The sequence below is a fragment of the Lysinibacillus sp. DFXJR4 genome, assembly GCF_057196045.1.
In genome coordinates this window covers 922314-941662 of record NZ_JBXUNW010000001.1, presented here as the reverse complement: position 1 = coordinate 941662, position 19349 = coordinate 922314, and the positions used below count along the sequence as shown (strand labels likewise).

General features: G+C 38.7%; 19 protein-coding genes. All 19 read right to left on the bottom strand.

The features are described 5' to 3' along the window. Positions 1–288 precede the first annotated feature (288 nt). The gene (gene mdh, locus AC2CGN_RS04765) at positions 289–1233 is read right to left on the bottom strand and encodes a malate dehydrogenase (RefSeq protein ID WP_429981232.1); all 945 of its coding nucleotides are present in this window, start codon (positions 1231–1233) and stop codon (positions 289–291) included. After that, on the bottom strand, positions 1233–1598 hold the full coding sequence (locus AC2CGN_RS04760) for a BMC domain-containing protein (RefSeq protein WP_429981231.1): 366 nt from the start codon (positions 1596–1598) through the stop codon (positions 1233–1235). The genes mdh and AC2CGN_RS04760 overlap by 1 nt, the downstream gene beginning before the upstream one ends. Continuing rightward, the gene (locus AC2CGN_RS04755; protein ID WP_053593749.1) at positions 1591–1875 is read right to left on the bottom strand and encodes a EutN/CcmL family microcompartment protein; all 285 of its coding nucleotides are present in this window, start codon (positions 1873–1875) and stop codon (positions 1591–1593) included. Before AC2CGN_RS04755 ends, AC2CGN_RS04760 begins: the two co-directional genes overlap by 8 nt. A 36-nt stretch (positions 1876–1911) precedes the next feature. Then, the gene (locus AC2CGN_RS04750; RefSeq protein ID WP_429986962.1) at positions 1912–2781 is read right to left on the bottom strand and encodes a phosphate propanoyltransferase; all 870 of its coding nucleotides are present in this window, start codon (positions 2779–2781) and stop codon (positions 1912–1914) included. A gap of 12 nt (positions 2782–2793) precedes the next feature. After that, the gene (locus AC2CGN_RS04745) at positions 2794–3384 is read right to left on the bottom strand and encodes a phosphate propanoyltransferase (RefSeq protein WP_286926251.1); all 591 of its coding nucleotides are present in this window, start codon (positions 3382–3384) and stop codon (positions 2794–2796) included. 139 nt (positions 3385–3523) lie between these two features. Continuing rightward, positions 3524–3802 carry a BMC domain-containing protein gene (locus AC2CGN_RS04740; RefSeq protein WP_004269321.1) on the bottom strand — a complete coding sequence of 93 codons (279 nt, stop codon included), beginning with the start codon at positions 3800–3802 and terminating at the stop codon, positions 3524–3526. 16 nt (positions 3803–3818) lie between these two features. Next, positions 3819–5309 carry an aldehyde dehydrogenase family protein gene (locus AC2CGN_RS04735; protein ID WP_484512444.1) on the bottom strand — a complete coding sequence of 497 codons (1491 nt, stop codon included), beginning with the start codon at positions 5307–5309 and terminating at the stop codon, positions 3819–3821. A 15-nt stretch (positions 5310–5324) separates the two neighbouring features. Beyond that, positions 5325–5975 (bottom strand): ethanolamine utilization microcompartment protein EutL, encoded by a 651-nt coding sequence (eutL, locus tag AC2CGN_RS04730; RefSeq protein WP_286926249.1) that lies wholly within the window; start codon positions 5973–5975, stop codon positions 5325–5327. A gap of 11 nt (positions 5976–5986) precedes the next feature. Beyond that, positions 5987–7012 carry an ethanolamine ammonia-lyase subunit EutC gene (eutC, locus tag AC2CGN_RS04725; RefSeq protein WP_429981228.1) on the bottom strand — a complete coding sequence of 342 codons (1026 nt, stop codon included), beginning with the start codon at positions 7010–7012 and terminating at the stop codon, positions 5987–5989. Beyond that, the gene (locus tag AC2CGN_RS04720) at positions 7013–8383 is read right to left on the bottom strand and encodes an ethanolamine ammonia-lyase subunit EutB (RefSeq protein WP_283871722.1); all 1371 of its coding nucleotides are present in this window, start codon (positions 8381–8383) and stop codon (positions 7013–7015) included. Positions 8384–8388: 5 nt separating this feature from the next. Further along, on the bottom strand, positions 8389–9813 hold the full coding sequence (locus AC2CGN_RS04715; RefSeq protein WP_429981226.1) for an ethanolamine ammonia-lyase reactivating factor EutA: 1425 nt from the start codon (positions 9811–9813) through the stop codon (positions 8389–8391). 20 nt (positions 9814–9833) lie between these two features. Next, positions 9834–10331: a EutP/PduV family microcompartment system protein gene (locus AC2CGN_RS04710; protein WP_286926246.1), complete on the bottom strand. Its 498-nt coding sequence runs from the start codon at positions 10329–10331 to the stop codon at positions 9834–9836. Between the two features lie 13 nt (positions 10332–10344). Further along, on the bottom strand, positions 10345–10686 hold the full coding sequence (gene eutS, locus AC2CGN_RS04705) for an ethanolamine utilization microcompartment protein EutS (protein WP_283871719.1): 342 nt from the start codon (positions 10684–10686) through the stop codon (positions 10345–10347). Between the two features lie 26 nt (positions 10687–10712). After that, positions 10713–11957: an ethanolamine utilization protein EutH gene (gene eutH, locus AC2CGN_RS04700; protein WP_429981225.1), complete on the bottom strand. Its 1245-nt coding sequence runs from the start codon at positions 11955–11957 to the stop codon at positions 10713–10715. 83 nt (positions 11958–12040) lie between these two features. Beyond that, a complete protein-coding gene (locus tag AC2CGN_RS04695; protein WP_283871717.1) occupies positions 12041–12619 on the bottom strand; it encodes an ANTAR domain-containing response regulator in 579 nt (192 codons plus the stop codon). After that, positions 12612–14054 (bottom strand): sensor histidine kinase, encoded by a 1443-nt coding sequence (locus tag AC2CGN_RS04690; RefSeq protein ID WP_429981224.1) that lies wholly within the window; start codon positions 14052–14054, stop codon positions 12612–12614. The genes AC2CGN_RS04695 and AC2CGN_RS04690 overlap by 8 nt, the downstream gene beginning before the upstream one ends. Before the next feature lie 245 nt (positions 14055–14299). After that, positions 14300–16207 carry an ATP-dependent DNA helicase gene (locus AC2CGN_RS04685; protein WP_484512440.1) on the bottom strand — a complete coding sequence of 636 codons (1908 nt, stop codon included), beginning with the start codon at positions 16205–16207 and terminating at the stop codon, positions 14300–14302. Between the two features lie 86 nt (positions 16208–16293). Then, on the bottom strand, positions 16294–17430 hold the full coding sequence (locus AC2CGN_RS04680) for a THUMP domain-containing class I SAM-dependent RNA methyltransferase (protein WP_429981222.1): 1137 nt from the start codon (positions 17428–17430) through the stop codon (positions 16294–16296). 3 nt (positions 17431–17433) lie between these two features. Next, positions 17434–19179 carry an EAL domain-containing protein gene (locus tag AC2CGN_RS04675; RefSeq protein ID WP_484512438.1) on the bottom strand — a complete coding sequence of 582 codons (1746 nt, stop codon included), beginning with the start codon at positions 19177–19179 and terminating at the stop codon, positions 17434–17436. Between the last annotated feature and the right edge of the window lie 170 nt (positions 19180–19349).

The following is a 19349-nucleotide window of genomic DNA, read 5'->3' as shown; positions in this document are numbered from 1 at the left end:
TCCAATCAAACATTTTAGCATCAATTACGCCCCAGCATTAATTGCGTCTGGATTTTTTCGAGCTCGCTCGAAAAGCTCCTCTTCAAAATCCGCGACATCCGCCAGGGGCATTATCTTGATTCAGTGAGTGTTTGTACGCGCCCATTGAATAGGAAAAAAATTGCATCCATCTCGCCACCTATAGAGGTGAGAGTATTCTGCTGAATCAAGATAAAAATTTATATCGATATATATTGGGGATCTATATATCCATAAGGTAGCATTAAATAGGGTCTCTGACCTCCCTAATTAAATGTTTTGACAGATGGTTAATACCTGTTGTACGGCCTCTGCTGATTGATGGAGTGCCGTTTTTTCTTCATTTGTCAGGTGTAGTTCAATGACAGATTCAATGCCATTGCCACCTAATATTGTCGGTACCCCTAAAAATAAATCGTGGTACCCGTATTCTCCTTCTAATAGAGCAATTGACGGAATAATTTTACGTTGATCCTTCATAATAATTTCGACCATCTGTGCACATGCAGCAGCTGGTGCGTAATAAGCACTACCATTTCCTAGCAACCCAACGATTTCTCCGCCGCCTTTTCGTGTGCGTTCCACGATTTGCTGGAGTCTGGCTTGTGGAATTAGTTTTTCTAATGGAATACCACCAGCATAGGAATAGCGAATCAATGGCACCATTTCATCTCCATGGCCACCTAATACGAAGCCTGAAACATCCTCTGGGGCAATTTGAAGCTCTTGCGCGATAAAAGTGTTAAAACGTGCTGTATCTAATACACCTGACTGACCGATGATTCGATTTTTGGGGAAGCCTGTTTCTTTATAACAGACATATGTCATCGCATCAACAGGGTTACTCAATACAAGGACGATACTGTTAGGTGCAAAGTGCTTAATTTGTCTTGATACTTGTTGAATAATTTTTGCATTCGTTGTGACTAAATCATCACGACTCATGCCTGGTTTACGAGGGATACCTGCTGTAATTATGACAATATCAGCACCGGCAATATCCTCGTAATTGCTTGTCCCTTTAATGGACACATTAAATTTTTCAATGGGACCTGTTTGTAATAAATCCAACGCCTTTCCCTTTGTTGGATTTTCTGCATCTGGAATATCAAGCAGGATCACATCACCTAGCTCTTTTTGTGCTAAAAATAGACTTAATGTTGCGCCAGTATGACCAGCTCCAATAACAGCTATTTTACTTTTACGAAATGCCATTATGCTTCACCTCGATTATCTGTCGCATGTGTGGCTTCGGTTGTTTTTTTAGCACGTGTTGTAGGTGTAGAAGCCGGCTTTTTCTTCGGTGCCTCTGGTCCTTTAATCATTTGAAAAACATCTTCATCAGGTCTCGGAATAACATGAGCACCTAATAATTCTCCAACGCGTCTGGCTGCCTCTTTTCCAGCCTCAACTGCTGCCTGTACAGAGCCAACATCGCCCTTCACGACAACTGTAACAATCCCACCATCTACAAATTCTTGCTTTACAATAGTGACATCAGAAGCCTTTATCATCGCATCGGCCGCTTCATAAGAACCAACTAATCCTTTAGTTTCAATCATTCCAATTGCGCTACTCATTTTCCTCACCTCGCATCACTTCAGTAGAATCAATAATACCTATGACAACTGCATCGATTGGTAACGGATTTTCTTTCATAATATAGCGTGATGATCCGCCACTTGTAATGAGCACATCATCACCGATACCCGCTCCTATACGATCAGCTGCAACAATTTCTGTGCGAATCGGCTGTTGATTGGAGTCTATCGGTTGAATGATTAGAAGTTTTAAACCATTCAGCCCCTCCTCCTTACGTGTTGCCCATACACTGCCTATCACTCTTCCCATTTGCATGAACTTCACCCTCTTTATGCTACACAGATTGTCTTCCTACTCTGAACGGATTGTTAATGTTTTATTTAACTCTCGCAACTTATCATAAGCCAATGCAGTCACAATGGTTTTCTTTGGTACGACAATTTCTTGCGCATCTATTTCTAACACTTCTATTTGTGAAAGTAGCTTTTTGTCATAATGATAGACGGATGGTTGCTCTACCTTCTGTACAATTGAAGACTGCTCTTTCACAGGTTTAGGCTGCTCATTCACTTGATGATAAACGATTTCAGCAAGTGTTCCTTGTTGAATTAAACCTGCATTGGCTTCATCTGTATCAATGTGCATCTCTAATCGATAACGCTCTGACACACGGATGACCACATTCGATAAAATAATTGGGCGAATACCTTCTACCTTGATTTGTACAGACTGTCCATCTATTACATTGAATTTCGCACTATCCGCAGGGGACATATGAATATGTGCCTGTGCAATAATAAGACCTTCATTTAACACAACACTTCCCTTTGGACCAATCAACGTAACAGGACTAGAGCCTTGTATATCTCCTGAAATTCTTAATGGAGGTTTGAGCCCTAATTTCATGGCATCTGTCCAGCTCACTTCCACTTGAGATAATGAACGAGCGGGACCGAGAATACGTACACGCTCAATCGATCCTTTTGGACCAGCAACCACGACTGTTTCCTCCGCAGCGAATTGCCCTGGCTGTGAAAGTTCAAATTTAGGTGTTAGCTGATAATTTTCACCAAATAGCTGTTCTACCTCTGCTTGCGCAAGATGAACATGACGTGCGGATACACCAATCGGAATTTTACCGTCATGTGGAGGGGAAGATTGATTTTTTAAAACTTGTTGCAGAACTTCTTCCACAATTTTTTGCACTAAATTTTCTTGCATCCTGCCTCCTCCTTACGATAATACTTTTACTAATTTTCCCTGTGCCTGCTGTTCAATAAAACCAGCATTTGCTTCGTCTGTATCAATATGCATTTCAAGACTAAAGTCATTTGAAACGCGTACGACAACACCACGGAATGTAACAGGTCGATCACTGACTACTTCCACAGAAACTAATTCATTATTTTGTACTTCCAATGCTTTAGCATCTTCTTCAGTCATATGAATATGTGCTTGAGCAATGATAACACCTTGTTGAATAACTAACTCTTTATCTTGGTGAATTATTTTGATGCCTGCAGAGTTGTCAATATCACCTGATTGTCTTAAAGGAGGTGTTACACCTAGCTTCATTGCATCTGTTCGGCTTACTTCCAATTGTGTTGCTGGTCTTACTGGACCCAGTACACGGACATTATGAATAATGCCTTTAGGTCCCTCAATCGAGACACGCTCTTTCGCAGCAAATTGCCCTGGCTGTGATAGGTCAAATTCCTTTGTCAGTGTTGCATTTGGACCAAAAAGCACTTGTAAATCCGCTTCACTTAGATGGATATGACGAGCCGAAACGGCCACTGGAAATGTTTTTGTCGCTGTTGTCACATTAGCCACCTCTATATCTAGTTATTGTTTCGTAACATTACAGGACGAGAGCTGTCCTTTGTTTTAATCAGCTCTCATCCTGATCAATTTCACCTTGGCGTGCTTTCGCACAGTAACAAATTGCTGGATGAAGATAAAATTAAGCTTCAGCTTTTGGTAAAATCATTTCTAATTCGTGGTGCGGACGTGGGATTACATGTACTGATAATAGCTCTCCTACACGTTGGGCTGCTGCTGCACCTGCATCTGTTGCTGCTTTTACCGCACCTACATCTCCTCGTACTAGAACTGTTACGATACCGCCACCAACATGTACTTTTCCTACTAAGTTAACGCTTGCCGCCTTTACCATTGCGTCTGCTGCTTCGATTGCTCCTACTAAACCTTTTGTTTCTACCATTCCTAATGCTGTACTCATTTGTCATTCCTCCAAATTATTTATTTTGTAATGTGATTTGTTTTAATACCTGATCAACGATTTGTTGAACCATTGTTGTATCGAGAGCAGGCTCTTGTGATACAACTGACTCAACAAAGGATTGTACTTCAAACTCTGGTTTTGGCACTTCTACATCTTTAATGCCATAAGCCATACGTTTGATATTTAAAAGATGTCTTGCTGTAATGTTATCCGACGTAATATTTCCGCCAAATGTACCACAACCTAATGTAAATGATGGTGCTAATCCTGTTGTGCCACCTACTGCGCCAATCGATGATAATGTATTGACTACAATACGTGAGACAGGTAATTCAACAGAGAATTGTTCAGCTAATGCTGTATTTTCAGTGTGAATCGAGCATGAATGTCCACGTCCACCAATATTTAATAGGTCAATCATGACTTGCTTCGCTTCTGTACTGTTTTCTACTATATAGAGAGCAAAGATTGGTGATAGTTTTTCAAGCGAAAACGGAATATTTTTACCAATCATCGTTTCCAATCCAACAAGTACTTTTGTATCTTCTGGTACAGTGATGCCAACTGAATCCGCTAAGCAAGTAGCTGATTTACCGACGATTTGTGGATTTACCTTTCCAGGAACAGGTGAAATCAATTTTTCCATTTTAGCTTTTTCTTCAGCATTTAATAGATAGGCACCGTTTTTCTTTAATTCTGTCTGTACTTGTTCAGCAATCACCCTATCCACAATAATGGCCTGCTCTGTTGCACAAATCGTACCATTATCAAATGATTTACTTTGCACAAGTTGACGCACAGATTTTTGAATGTTTGCAGATTTTTCGATATACGCTGGAACATTTCCTGGTCCTACGCCATAAGCAGGTTTTCCTGAACTATAGGCAGCTTTCACTAATGCTCCGCCACCAGTCGCTAGAATTAAGTGAATATCTGGATGCTTTATTAGTTGCTGGGTAGCCTCCATTGAAGACATTGTTAAGCATTGCAACAATCCTTCTGGTGCACCTGCCTTCTCAGCAGCTACTCGGCAAACATCTAACGCCTCTTTTGTACATTTCACGGCATATGGATGTGGACTAAGCACTAAACCATTTCTTGTTTTCAATGAGATTAGCGTTTTAAAGATGGCTGTAGATGTTGGATTCGTTGTTGGCACAATACCTGCGATGACCCCAAAAGGACTCGCAATCTCTGCCACTTTTTTAATCCGATCATAGCCTACAATACCAACCGTTTTTAATTCTTTAATATCTTCATAGACATCTCGTGAAGCTACTTCATTTTTCATTTTTTTATGATTAGGGATACCCATCCCTGTTTCCTGCACAGCCATTTTTGCTAAACGGTCTGCTTCCTTAAAGGCAGCATCTGCAACAGCCTTCACAATGCTGTCTACTTGCTGCTGTGAAAATTGCATGTAGGCAGCCTGTGCTGTATTAGCATGTTTAACGGCATCTCTCATTTCTTGAATTGCTAATAAATCTTTGTCTAACGTGGCCATAAAGCCGCCTCCTTTCTAAATCACTGGATTTCTAGCTATATTTTCAATAGCTTCTCTGAAAGCATTTGCCGCAGCCTCACAAGATGATTGACTACCACTTAATAAGCCGCCACCAAAATTGGTTTCAGACGGAGGGCCAAAGAAAACCTTTAACTCTACATCTGCCGCCTTTAATGCTGCATCTAATCCAACTACTGCCTCTAGTGGCGGTGCGATTAAATAGGCAAGTGGTGTGCCAACATTTACATCCGCCAACTCGGCAAGATATGTCCCACAGCTTGCCACTGTATGGGCAAATAGGGCGTGATTTTCATTGTTATTAATCGCCTCGAAATACGTATCAAACTCAATTTTTTGTTGAATAGCATCAAGACCGCTACGAATCTCGTCAGGCGAGCTTCCAGCAATGATGCCAATCATTTCCCCTGACAATGGGCCAGATGCATGAGCTGCTCCCGCATAGAAACTTTTCGCATAGACAACATCGACATCTGCCTTTTTCGTTGCTTCATCAATGGCAACATACCCAACATCATCAATTGTCAATGTGACAAGCCCAATGCTATGGTGATAAGGCTTTAAATCTAGCTGCTCTGCTAATTCACTATTCACTCTTGGAATGGTTTGCATCGCCAAAATTTGTGCCATTATTTTTTGAGGTGTCATCTTTTGGCCCCCTAACCTTCTTTAGCGACAAGATCTACGCCACTTGCCTGGTATTGCAGGATTTTTTGTACGACTGTACCTAGATACGCTCCAGCCTCTAATGGTGGAATTCCACCTTTGTGAATGTTTGAAATCACCATTCGCTCAGCCTCCACTGTGCCAATTCTCGGCTTATAGCATAAGTAAGCACTCATGGATTCAGCTGATACAAGTCCTGGACGCTCACCGATTAAATAAACGATGACCTCTGGCTGTAAAATCTCACCAATCTCATCCATTAGTGCTACGCGCCCTTTATCAATATAGAATGTCGTACCAATTTCAATATTTAAATTGCTAAGACTTTGCTGTAGCGCTAAATAGACATCTTGTACATTTTCTTCAATCGCACTAGCACTTAACCCATTTGAAATAATAATTTGAACCTTTGGATTTAGTTTGCATTTGGATTGAATCAATGCTTTTCCTTCCTCTGATAAACGGCGACCTAAATCTGGTCTTGTAATGTATTCTTCCTTATCTGTTACCTTCGTTGTCACTTGAAAGACATTCAGCTTTTGTAACAGCTCTTCTGTCACTTCACCATATACTGCATCAACTGCTGCTGCATGATCGAGTCGAAATTTTAACCATGTTTTTGTTTTAGGTCTTGTTCCAGCTCTGCCAACACCTATTCTTGCAGGGGTATGCTGTTTAGCTGCTTGTACACTTTCAGACACTTCATCAGCTTCAAAGCTAAAGGGTTGAATAGCTCCTCCGTTATAGGGAGGGTCAAAGTAATTTGCCTGGCCTTGCGAACCCTCTGACTGGAACGATTCCTGATGATAAAGCTTAATTAATGGTTCATTTGTTTGGATTAGACTTGGGACTTCCTCTTGTTGACTTGTTACTGTATCATAAAATTTTATAAGTGTTTCCTTTGGTTCCTCAGCATCTACAGTTGTTTGATTTGTTGAATTATCTGACACATTATTCCCCAGCTTTTCTACCACAAGCTGTGTAATCATTGATACTAATTGTTCATTCAATGGACTCACCTACCTTTCAAATAAAGATAAATCGCCAGCTCTTGCTGAAAGACGACCATTTTCATAAATGCCCATTTTCTCAAGCCATGCTAAAAATTCAGGCGCTGGTTTTTTACCAAATGTTTGAAGTAATGTAGCAACATCATGGAAGCTCATTGACTGATAGTTCAGCATGACATCATCGCCCATAGGTGCAGCAATAATGAAGTTGACACCAGCCGCTGTGAGTAAAACACTTAAATCCTCAATATCATTTTGATCTGCCTTGATATGGTTTGTGTAACAAATATCAACTCCCATTGGAATGCCATGCATCTTGCCCATAAAGTGGTCTTCTAAACCAGCACGTATAACCTGTTTGTTATTGTATAAATACTCAGGTCCAATAAAGCCAACAACCGTATTAACGATATAAGGATTAAAATGTCTTGCAAAACCATAGTTACGTGATTCAAGGGTTACTTGATCAATTCCCATATGTGCCTCTGCTGAAAGCTCCGAGCCTTGTCCTGTTTCAAAGTAAAATAAATTCGGACCAGTACCAGTGCCCTGCTTCTTCACAAGCTCCTCTGCTTCCCTAATTAAGTCAGCTGAAATACCGAAGGAACGGTTAGCTATTTCTGTTCCAGCAATACTTTGGAAAATCATATCTGCTGGAGCGCCTTGCTTAATGGCCTTCATTTGTGTTGTGATATGTGCCAACACACAGTTTTGCGTAGGAATCGACCAATCATTGATGAATTCTTTTGTAGCAGTTAATACTTTTTTAACACTTTCAACAGAATCATCCACTGGATTTATGCCGATAACAGCATCCCCAATACCATAGGACAAACCTTCTTTTAGGGAGGCAATAATGCCGTCTATATTGTCTGTTGGATGGTTGGGCTGTAATCGAGATGAAAGGGTGCCCTTTTGTCCGATGGTAATATTACAAGTTGACAGTATTTCTACTTTATTGGCTGCATGAACCAGGTCTAGATTGGACATAAGCTTAGTGACAGCAGCAATAATTTCAGAATTCATGCCTTTGCTTAAACGCTTTAATTCACGATCACCTGTATCATTCGATAAAATATATTCGCGAAGCTGCTCGATACTCCAGTTTTTGATTTCTCCGTATATTTGCTCATTTATGTCGCCCTCGATAATGCGTGAAACCTCATCATTTTCTTGCGGCACTAATGGATTTTCTCGGATATCCTTTACTAAAAGCTCACTTAGCACAGCCTTTGCTGCGATACGTTGTTGAACGGTTTCAGCTGCAATACCAGCTAGCTGATCGCCTGATTTTTCTTCATTGGCCTTAGCCATGACATCTTTTAATGATTTAAAATTATATTTTTCTCCACCAAATATCACTGATAGATTCACATTCATCCTCCTTACTTTGAGTGGAAGGCAAGAGTTTTCACAACAACAGGAACAACGCCAGATGGCAGAACCTCTCCTATATCGATGTAATCACCTGTCTCCACTTTGATTTGATCGATGCAAATAATTGGAACCGTTGAATTAATTGCCTGAATGGTTTGCCCAATAATCTTTGCATAATCTGATTGAATGACTATGATAATTGGCATTTCCTTGGAGCATCTTGTTGCCAAGTGCTGTAAAATGGCCTCGCCTAATGCATGTACATCATGAAAGCTTAAATACGGTAATTCGCTAAAATAGAGGGCAAATGGTGAACGATTGTCCTGTGTGGAAAATAGGGCATCTGCTCTTTCCACTGCCATCTTCACCGTCTCATCAAATACTTTTGTAGCTGTATTCATATGGCAATTGAACACTGGTACATTTTTCAGTGGTAGTACATCTTCATCCACCTGAATGGTTGCCCCGCTTATTTCTGTTGTTTGCATACCTGCACCCGTTACCGTAGCTCGAGCAGTTTCTTCAGGCTGTAGCCATAAAAATGATTGTAGCTGCTCGTGCTGTACTAACATTTTCGCTAAACTTTCGCCGATATCATCGTACTGACGCTGTGTACAATCATTTTCATAGATACAGGAAGCTACACCACCAGAAAAGACAATAGCGTCAACTGGCTTAACCCAGTTAGGTAAATGACCTAACAGTAATGGATGGTGCTCATCTGTTAATTGACCATTTAGCGTTTTTACTAATGTGCTTACCAATTCTTGAATAAGCTGTGCCACACGAGCATCACTAGCTGAATCACCAAGCTGTAAAGGGTGTGACCATTTTTCCATTAGCTTCTTAATCGGTGGTGAAATTGATTGAATTTTCCCATTGTGAAATTCTATGAGTCTACCACCAACATGAAGTGTGCATGTACCAATAACCTCACCAAACTGCATAACTGCAATATTCGCGGTACCGCCACCGATATCAATATTCGCAATAACTTTCGCAGTATTTTTTGATTGTTGCACTGTACCTGCACCTTTAGCAGCAATAATTCCTTCTAAATCAGGACCGGCAGTTGCCACTAAAAAATGACCGGCTGAGTCCGAAATTGCGTGGATAACCTCACTGGCATTTTCCTTTGTAGCAGATTCACCTGTAATAATAATGGCTCCTGTAGAGATTTCTGCTGGTGAAATTTGAGCAAGTTGATATTGCTGAAATATAAATTGCTCGATCTTTGCCATATCAATAATTTCGTGATTGATAAATGGCGTTTTAATAATAGGGCTTTGATGTAACACCTTTTTTTCAATTATTTCGATCCGTGGCACATGCGTTATCCCTGCAACATTTTTCAACAGAAAACTACTAACAACCATTTTTGTTGTACTAGTTCCAATATCAATACCTGCACTATAAATTTTTTCTGTCTTCAACTTACTCCTCCCTCTCGCCGCTAAGAGCTATATATGAGATAAGGGCTATCACGATCCTTGACAAATTGGCGAATTTCTTCGTCAGTATTAAGCTGAATTAGTGGTGCAATCAACTCAATACCAAGATTTTGCCATGAAGAAGTTTTGACAATAGGACCGTGTGTCATGACATTTTGTAATAATGCTGTTGCTCTATCAACATCTGCAAGAGGCGCATCAATTTTTGTAATCACGCCAATTTGAATCTTTGGTATGCCTAAACTAAATTGTGGAGGAAAAACACTCCTCGATGACGTGGCATCCTGCAAATAAATCACATGTGTTACTTCAAGTGATGTCGCCATAATATTTCTGTAATACATTGGATTTTCAATATATTCTCCGGGCGTATCTACAATCCAATCATCAAAAACGAGAGCTTGCGTTTTTTTGGCTTGTCTATCTTTCCCTAATAATGCATTCATTAGCGTTGACTTACCTGCTTGCACACCGCCTATTATCATTACTCGATTTTTCATACGGCAGCACATCCTATGACTTCGTTATTTTTGATGGTGTATACCCCAGCTTCTCTGATAAAAAACGGTTAATTTCTAACATCGCCATTTCCACCTCAGAGACACTACCAACAATCACTAGACTGCCTGTAAAGCGATCTAAAAAACCTAGTTTTACATTGGCTGACTTTGTGGCTAAATCACCAGCAATAATCACTGTTTCACTAGGCGTACATGTCATAATGCCAAGCGCACCTGCTTCTTGAATACCAAGCTTTTGAAACATATCTGGATCTGGATTTGCGATTAGATGACTTAATGTTAGTTGCTTACCGGGCACAAACTCCTGTATAAACCGCTTTTTTTCTTCACTCACACGTCATCACCTCTTTCTTCAAATTATTAAGACTTATTGTCTGTTTGGTATTCTCCTTCTTTAATAATGCCTGCCTTGCGATCTTCCTGTTCCAATCTTAAAGCTGTTGGTACAGACAATTTATAGGCTAGAATAATCGCAATCACACCAGCTAAAAACTTCCCAGCGATAACAGGTAAAATAATGGTTGGCTGGAAGTTAGCCGTAAACGATAAATGATCTCCGAGTAAAAATGCCGAACACACCCCAAAGGCAATATTAATAACTTTATCTTTTGGTGGCATATGACGAATCAGTGTAAACATCGCTAAGATATTAGCAATTGTTGCCAAAATACCAGCACTTCCTACTGATGATAAGCCTAATTTTTTCCCTGCTGCTTCTAAAGGTTTAGAGGCATATTTTCTAATTAAGTACACCATCGGGAATGCACCCGCTAGCATAATGCCGATGTACCCAGCTGTTTCTAACGCTCGGAATTGATCGATCTCATCTGCCATAATCGGATCAAAGCCCCACGCTCCAAAAACCTTCGTAAAGATTCCTGTGAAAATTTCTACAATAGAGAACACCAGCACAAGCTTGATACCAGCATCCATAACACGCCCAAAAATCATGAAGCCCTTAATCATGCCATTTGGAATTAACTTTAGTCCTAACGCAATTAAGATAACGAAAATAAATAAAGGCAATAAATTAATTAAAATTTGTAACACAGAAATAGCAAATACATATGTTGGTGCCTCAGTTGTACTAATTACTTCACGAACCTCTGTATTGAAAAGCACAATCATGATAGATGAAATAAATGCTCCAATTGGAATTGTTAAAACGCCTGCCATAATACCTAATGCCATATATTTATGATCACGTTTATCTAACATCGCAAGACCCATCGGAATTGAGAATACAATGGTTGCCCCTGACATAAACCCAACAACTAGAGCCATTACCCATCCCTCATATGACTCTTTTAAAGCATTGGCTAATTGGTAGCCGCCCATGTCCGAAGCTAAAATAGTTGTCGCTGCAATGGCAGGATCTGCACCAATTAACTCAAAAATTGGACTAATAAAATGACTAATAAACCATGTTAAGTAAGGTATAGCAGCCATGATCCCTGCTGCTGGGACGAAAATATGACCAACTGTATGGATACCATTCATAAATTCCTTACCAATCCCATACTCAGCATCTCGAATCGCTCCGATTGCCCCTAAAACAGCACAAATCATAATAATATAAACGATGATCGTTCCTATCATTGCCATCCTACTCATCACCCCTTTGTTTTTGATAAATCTATATAAAAAAAGACGCATTAAAGAAGAAATCTCTTTAAAGCGTCTTTGCTTCAACTATTTACTTGTAAGGTATTAATAATTCGTTTCGCGATCGTCACCATTTCCTGTTGAGTCTGCATGCTTTCATTTCGAATTTTTTTATACGCCTCATCCTCGCTAAGATTTTCTGACTGCATCAGTAAACCTTTTGCACGTTCGATAATTTTGCGTTTTTCTAATTCTGTTTGTTTATGCAGTAATTCTCCGTTTAAACGGTTGAATTTATCAATTTGATGAAATGCTACTTCCAACGCTGGAAGGACATTTTTCTCAGAAAACGGTTTCATAACATATCCTAAAATATTATCTTGCTTCATGTATAGGAGCAATTCTTTTTCACTATACGCTGATATAAATAGCACTGGAATTCCCAATTGCTGTTCAATAATTTTGCTAGCCTTTAATCCATCTAGCTTAGGCATTTTAATATCCATTAGGATTAACTGAGGCTTGTGTGCAAAAGCCAGCTCAATTGCCGATTCTCCATTGTTTGCTTGTGCCACTACCTCGTAGCCATTATCTTCAAGCATAAATTTTAAATCAATAGCAATTAGTGACTCATCTTCGACAATCATTACTTTCCTAGTCATTTAGGATAAATACCTCCTCACTTACAGGAAACTGAATTTGAGTATGTGTACCTTCTTCACTAGGGATAATTGTAAATGTGCCAGCTAAATCATATTCAACAAGTCTTGTTATTATCTCCATTCCAAATGATGCCTTCACCTCTTGCATCCCAACGCCGTTGTCAGAAATATGAAGTGAAATGACGGAAGCATCCTGTAAAAATTGAATGTCGATTGTACCTTCCTCACGACCAACAAAAGCATATTTCAATGCATTTTGTAGTAGCTCACAAATGATTAGCGCGAGAGATACAGCCTTCTTCGAATGACAGAATAACTGAATGTCTTCATGATGAAAGACTAATTGAATGGAAGGTGTATTGGCTGTTCCCACCATCTTATGTCCAATTTTCTTAGATAACGCGATAACGTCTACTTTCTCTTCCGCATTATCCTCATTCTCTAAAATTAGTTCATAGACCGATGAAATACTATATATTCGATTTAATGCCTCTTGAAAAGCACTTGCATTGGAAGCTGACAAGTCATTTCGCATTTGCAAACGCAATAGGCTTGTAACTGTTTGTAAATTATTCTTTACACGATGATGAATTTCTCGTATAGCAAATGTTTTCATCATCAGTTCATTTTCTTTCAGCTTTAGCTCTGTCAGATCATGAATAATGAGAAGTGTTACTTTATCATTTTGACTGCGAATAGGAATTTTTTTCACAATGAAGGATTTACGATCAATCGTAATTTCTAAGAAAAAGACATCATCGCCTTTATCATAAACCTCTTGTAAAAATGGCAAAATCTTATTCAATGCAACATTATCAAAATGTTCCAACCCTGAAAGCTCTGAAATAAATCGATAGCCTGCAGGATTACTATAAATTACTTTGTTCTCATGATTAGTAAGAATAATAGATTCTACTAACAAATCAGAAACGACTGGTATTGGTTGAGAATTTGGTTCGACAATATGCTCAATTAAAGCAAAGGGCATATTTTGAAAATCATCTTTCGGTGTTGTTTTCATTTCCACCTTTTTTTCCTGAATTAACACGGCAATAACCTGTTGCTCGTTATTAAAGAGAGGGACAACATTTTGTTCAACAGTTATACCTTCTTGTGTGATGGCTCTAGAAATGGATGATTTTTCTTTATTTTTAAAAGCAGCAAATACTGCTGGCTCAAAACTCTCAAAAACAAATTTTCCAATAACAGACTTTTCGTATAAATGTCTTTCTTTTTTGGGGAATGCTTCTGCCACGACAATTGCATGTGGTAGGTTCTCCAACATACAATCTATAAACATATAGCAATCTGTCAATTCTGCATAATAGGAAAGTGTAGTTTCTATTTCTAATAGCTTTTCTATATCTGTTGAAGATAAGTTTGTATATTGACTACACAATGTTCGAATGTTCGACAGGTTCAACACCCCTATCATAGAATAATCAAACTTGAAAATGACTATTCATATAATTTCTTGTCATCATTATAAACCTTTTGCAAAATTATTTTCAACAAAAAAAATAATTTATTTTAATAATTTTCGTTGCATTACAAAGAACTATATAGCTTAAAAGAGAAATATTCAACACTTTTTTCATTTCCATCTGCATTTCATACCAATTTTATTATTTCAATATAACAAAAAAGCAGGCTTGCAAACTTAAGCAAACCCGCTTTTTCTTACTTTATTTCTGGTGTAACAGCTAAAATATTTTCAAATGTTTTACGCTGAGAAACCTCTTGTTCATTTAATAAAATATGAATATCCCCATGATCGTTTGAAGTACGGATTAAGCGCCCCATTCCTTGCTGTAAACGCAATTGCATAAATGGTAATTCTACCTCTTCATACGGATTTTCTGCAAACGTACGTTTTGCGTCAAATAATGGATCATGTGGTGGGAAAGGCAAGTCATAAATAATGACACGTGTTAATGCCTCCTCTGGTAAGTCAAGACCCTCCCATAAATGATAGGAGCATAATATTTTGACGGTATCATCCTGGAAATCACGAACAATGGCTGAAAGCTCACGATCTCCTTCAAAAGCCATATACATCCTTTCCATAAGTGGTAATTCAGCTTTAAAATCTAGCATAGCTTGTTTGGATTTAAATAATATTAACGTTTTTTCTCCATCACGTAAAAGCTGTTGAACACGCGATGTCTTCTCCTTTTGAGAAAGCTCATGTAAATAAATTCGCATGACTTTTTCATAGTCAAAAGGCGATGGAACAGAAAATGATTGATAGTCCCGAATTCCTAAGCTATAGGAAATATATGAAAAATCCTTATTAACAGACAATGTCGCTGATGAAAAGACAATTGGAAGTTTTTTAGAGAATAATTTTTCTGCTAAAACTTCTGTAATAAGTCGTGGCATGATAACGAGTGTTTCTTCTCCGTCCGTTTCCTCTAACCAATCAACAGCATCACCCTGCGCTATAAAAATACGTAAGGATGCTTGGTATTGTTCTAAATATTCCTCAGCCATATTCAATTCGTATTCTGGAATCATATACATTTCTGATTCAAAAACAAATTCTTCAAGTAATGTTTCTACATCGTCAACTAATTGTTTTCCATACTTTAATAGTGTTGGCGATTTATTGATACGTTTACGCTCCTCTTTAGAAGCAACTAAATCATCACGAAGCTGATCGAAAAATAACTCATGATCATCTTGTAGTTTTTCCATCGCATACAGTGTCCGCTCTCGCACACCATCTACCATTAAACGCTCTAAAAGTTTAACTATTGTTGTCGCCTGTACTTTATACGTCATTGCTTTTTGGGCAGCATATTCTAATAGATGCCCCTCATCTAGCACAATCATAGATACTTCCGGTAATAGCGCCAATTGCCCTTCACGTTCACGGGATTCCTTTGTAGCCAAATGCTCCATCAAAAAATCTTGTGAACATATAATAAGATCCGTTGATTTACGATAATGTGCTCGATGTAGTGTTTGACCACATCGATTACGTTGATCACATACAGAGCACTGCATAATGGCATTATAGTTCACCTTTTGCCAATCTTCATCACTGACTGTTGGATAATCACTACGCTCTCCATAGGGCTGAATGGCAATCATCGATCCTTGAGCATATACACCATCAGGTATAGAAAATGCAATATCATCAATCCATTCATCAGTCTCTACTTTTTCTGCCTCTTCAAAGCGCTTTAGGCATAAATATTGATCTCTTGATTTTGCTAAGCGCACATCAATGTCAAGCCCTAACGTTTTCTGTAATTTATAAATATCTCCGCCCTCTTTTACTAGCTGGTCGATTAAAGTTTCATCGGCACAGGCAATAAGGGCTGGTTTACCAGTATAACGTGCATAGGATACAGCTGGTAGAAGATAGGCAATCGTTTTCCCAGTTCCTACACCCGCCTCAGCAAAAAGCACATTTTTTTCTTTTAGAGCCTGCTCTATTTGATAGGCCATAAAAATTTGCTCATCACGGCATTCAAAGCCTTTTTCAGGCAATTCATCATAAAGGACGTCGCCCATCCAGTCACCTAATGACTCAAAAAATGAACGATCCTTTGTTAATGCAAAAGGTAAAGATTTACGCAATTGACGTTCCCCCTCTAACTATCTGGTCCTATTATACGCGACGAAACGGAAGATAAGAAAAAAATCTTATCTTCCGTTATCATTGTTTAATCTCTTTTAGATTTTTGTCCCCAGAATTGATAATAATTCGTTTCAATGAAACCATTGAATAATTTACGTTTCTTCGTCGCTTGACGACCATACAATTCCTCAAAGTTTTTCATGGAGGACAACATATACACAGACCAGGTTGGATTACTCTTCATGATTGTTCCTAAGTCACGAATCACCTGCTCTACAACTTCAACATCACCAATACGTTCACCATATGGCGGATTACCAATCATGACGCCATCTGTAAGCTGTGTCGTAAAATCACGTGCTTGCATTTGCTTAAACGTAATTATTTCACCAAAGCCAGCCTCAAGTGCATTTTCTTGCGCGATACTCACCATACGATGGTCAATATCAGACCCGAAAATTTCCAACGGTTGCTCATAATTTGCTAAGCTGTCTGCCTCGTTCCGTACCTCGTCCCAGATTTTTGCCTTCATCCATGGCCAAGCCTCTGAAATAAATTCACGGTTATAGCCAGGTGCAATATTTTGCCCAAGCATAGCAGCCTCAAGAGCAATTGTGCCCGAACCACAAAATGGGTCAACGAACGGTCGATTCGGATTCCATTTTGAAATTTGCACAAGAGCAGCCGCTAATGTTTCTTTTAATGGCGCTTCACCTTGTGCTTGACGGTAGCCACGCTTATGTAGCCCAGCACCGGATGTGTCAATAGTAAGTGTAGCCATATCTTTTAAGATTGAAACTTCAATTTTATAGGTAGCACCGGATTCATCCAAAAACCCTAAACGCTTATAGTGCTGCTTCATACGCTCTACAATTGCTTTTTTTGTAATTGCCTGGCAATCCGGTACACTAAATAATTTTGATTTGACAGACTTGCCCGATACTGGAAAAGCTGCATCTACTGGTAGGTATTTTTCCCAAGGTAAAGCCTTTACACTTTCAAACAATTGCTCAAAAGATGTTGCAGGAAATTGACCCACAACAATTTTTACACGGTCTGCCACACGTAGCCACAAGTTTGTTCGTGCAATGGCTGTTTCATCACCTTCAAAATAGACTTTTCCATTATCTACTGTTGTTTCATAGCCAAGTGCCTTGACCTCTTGCGCTACAATTGCCTCTAAGCCCATCGCAGCCGTTGCTACTAATTTATAATTTGCCATATGCTAATTCCTTCCTTGATGCTCAATTTCCCAAAACTCCATAAATTCAATTAGCTCATTTAATGGTAGTGGTTTGCTGTAATAGTAGCCTTGAATAATATCACAGTTCATTTTACGTAGTATATCCACTTGTTGTGCCTGTTCTACACCCTCCGCAACCACTTTCATTTTTAGGCGGTGGGACATTTGGATAATCGCATCTACTACAGCCTGTTTTTCATCGAGCGAGGCAATATGTTGAATAAAGCTGCGATCAATTTTTAAACAATCAAGCGGGAATCGCACTAAATAGCTCAGAGATGAATAGCCCGTTCCAAAATCATCAATTGAAATTTTAAAGCCCATTTTTTTAAGTCGCACTAGCTTGCTTATCGTTTCATTTGCACTATTCATAACCGTGCGTTCTGTTACTTCTATCTCAAAATTATTAGCAGGCATATTGTAACGCTCTAATATCGCTTGAATCGACTCCAAAAAGTTTTGTTGTTTAAAGTGAATGCTTGATATATTGATGGCAATAGGTAACTTGCGTCCATGCTGTTGCATCTCCAATACTGCCTCACAAGCTTTTTCTATAATGACTTCACTTAATGGAATGATTAATCCCGTTTCCTCGGCATATGGAATAAATTCTGCTGGCGATACAAAACCTAGCCGTTCATTATTCCATCTTACTAGTGCCTCTAAGCCCTGAATCTGTTCATTTTTAACAAATATTTTTGGTTGAAAATGAAGGTCAAATTCACGATTTTCAATAGCTTTTCGTAGTTCTGAATCCAATAATAACACGCGCTGTGAATCAGTTTGTAATTCTTTAAAATAAAACGAATAGCCGTTAAGACCATTCTTTTTAGAATAGGTCATTGCTTTATCTGCACAATGAATTAATTGCTCTGTAGTTTCGCCATCTACTGGATACATACTTACGCCGACACTTGTAGAGATAAAAACATTCTGCCCATTTATATCCAAAGGCTTTTCAATTATACCAATAATTTGCTCAGCAAATTTTGCTGCTTCTTTAACATTTTTTACATTGGTTAACGTAATAATAAACTCATCGCCACCGTACCTTGCAATGATATCTTTATTCTTCAACAATGTTTTAATACGTTTTGCCACTTCTACTAAAATCGTATCACCAACCGCATGGCCTAATGTATCATTTATTTGCTTAAATCTGTCTAAATCTAAAAAATAGACAGCATGTTGAACTGAATGGGAGATAGTAGAAGTAGATTCTAGAAGACCATCCATTCTTTCAATATAAGCAAATCGATTGGATACTTCCGTTAATGAGTCTGTTAACAAACGTTTCTCTAACTCATTCTCAACTATTTTTCTTTCAGATAAATCCGTGAAAATACCACAGTAATTTGTAACTTCACCCTTATCATTGGTTACACCAATAATTGTTAACCATTCTGGATAAACGTCTCCGGTTTTCCGACGATTCCATATTTCTCCCTGCCAAATGCCATCTTGTCGTATTTTTTGCCACATTTCTAGATAAAAATTTAATTCGTGTACACCTGATTGTAGCACAGCAGGCGTTTTTCCAATAACTTCGTCACGCTTATAGCCTGTTACAAATTCAAATGCAGGATTCACCATTTCAATCTTTTTATCTTTATCCGTAATCATTATGCCTTCAGAGACATTTTCGAAGATTTTTGTAATTAAGGCAGTGGGGTATTTGGAAATCGAATTAAGTTTCCCCTGACTATTCCAATCGTTCGCTCCGTTCATGTTTCCGCTCCATTCTCTCTCTCTAAACTACCCTCATTTATAGAATAGCGCCTATGCGCAGCCTACTAGTTTGTAGACAAATATGTACATCGTTGCGATAACAGTTTCAGATGTTTTGCTTAGATGCGTAGAGACAGAGGCATAACAAACAGTATGTTGCCTTATTCTTA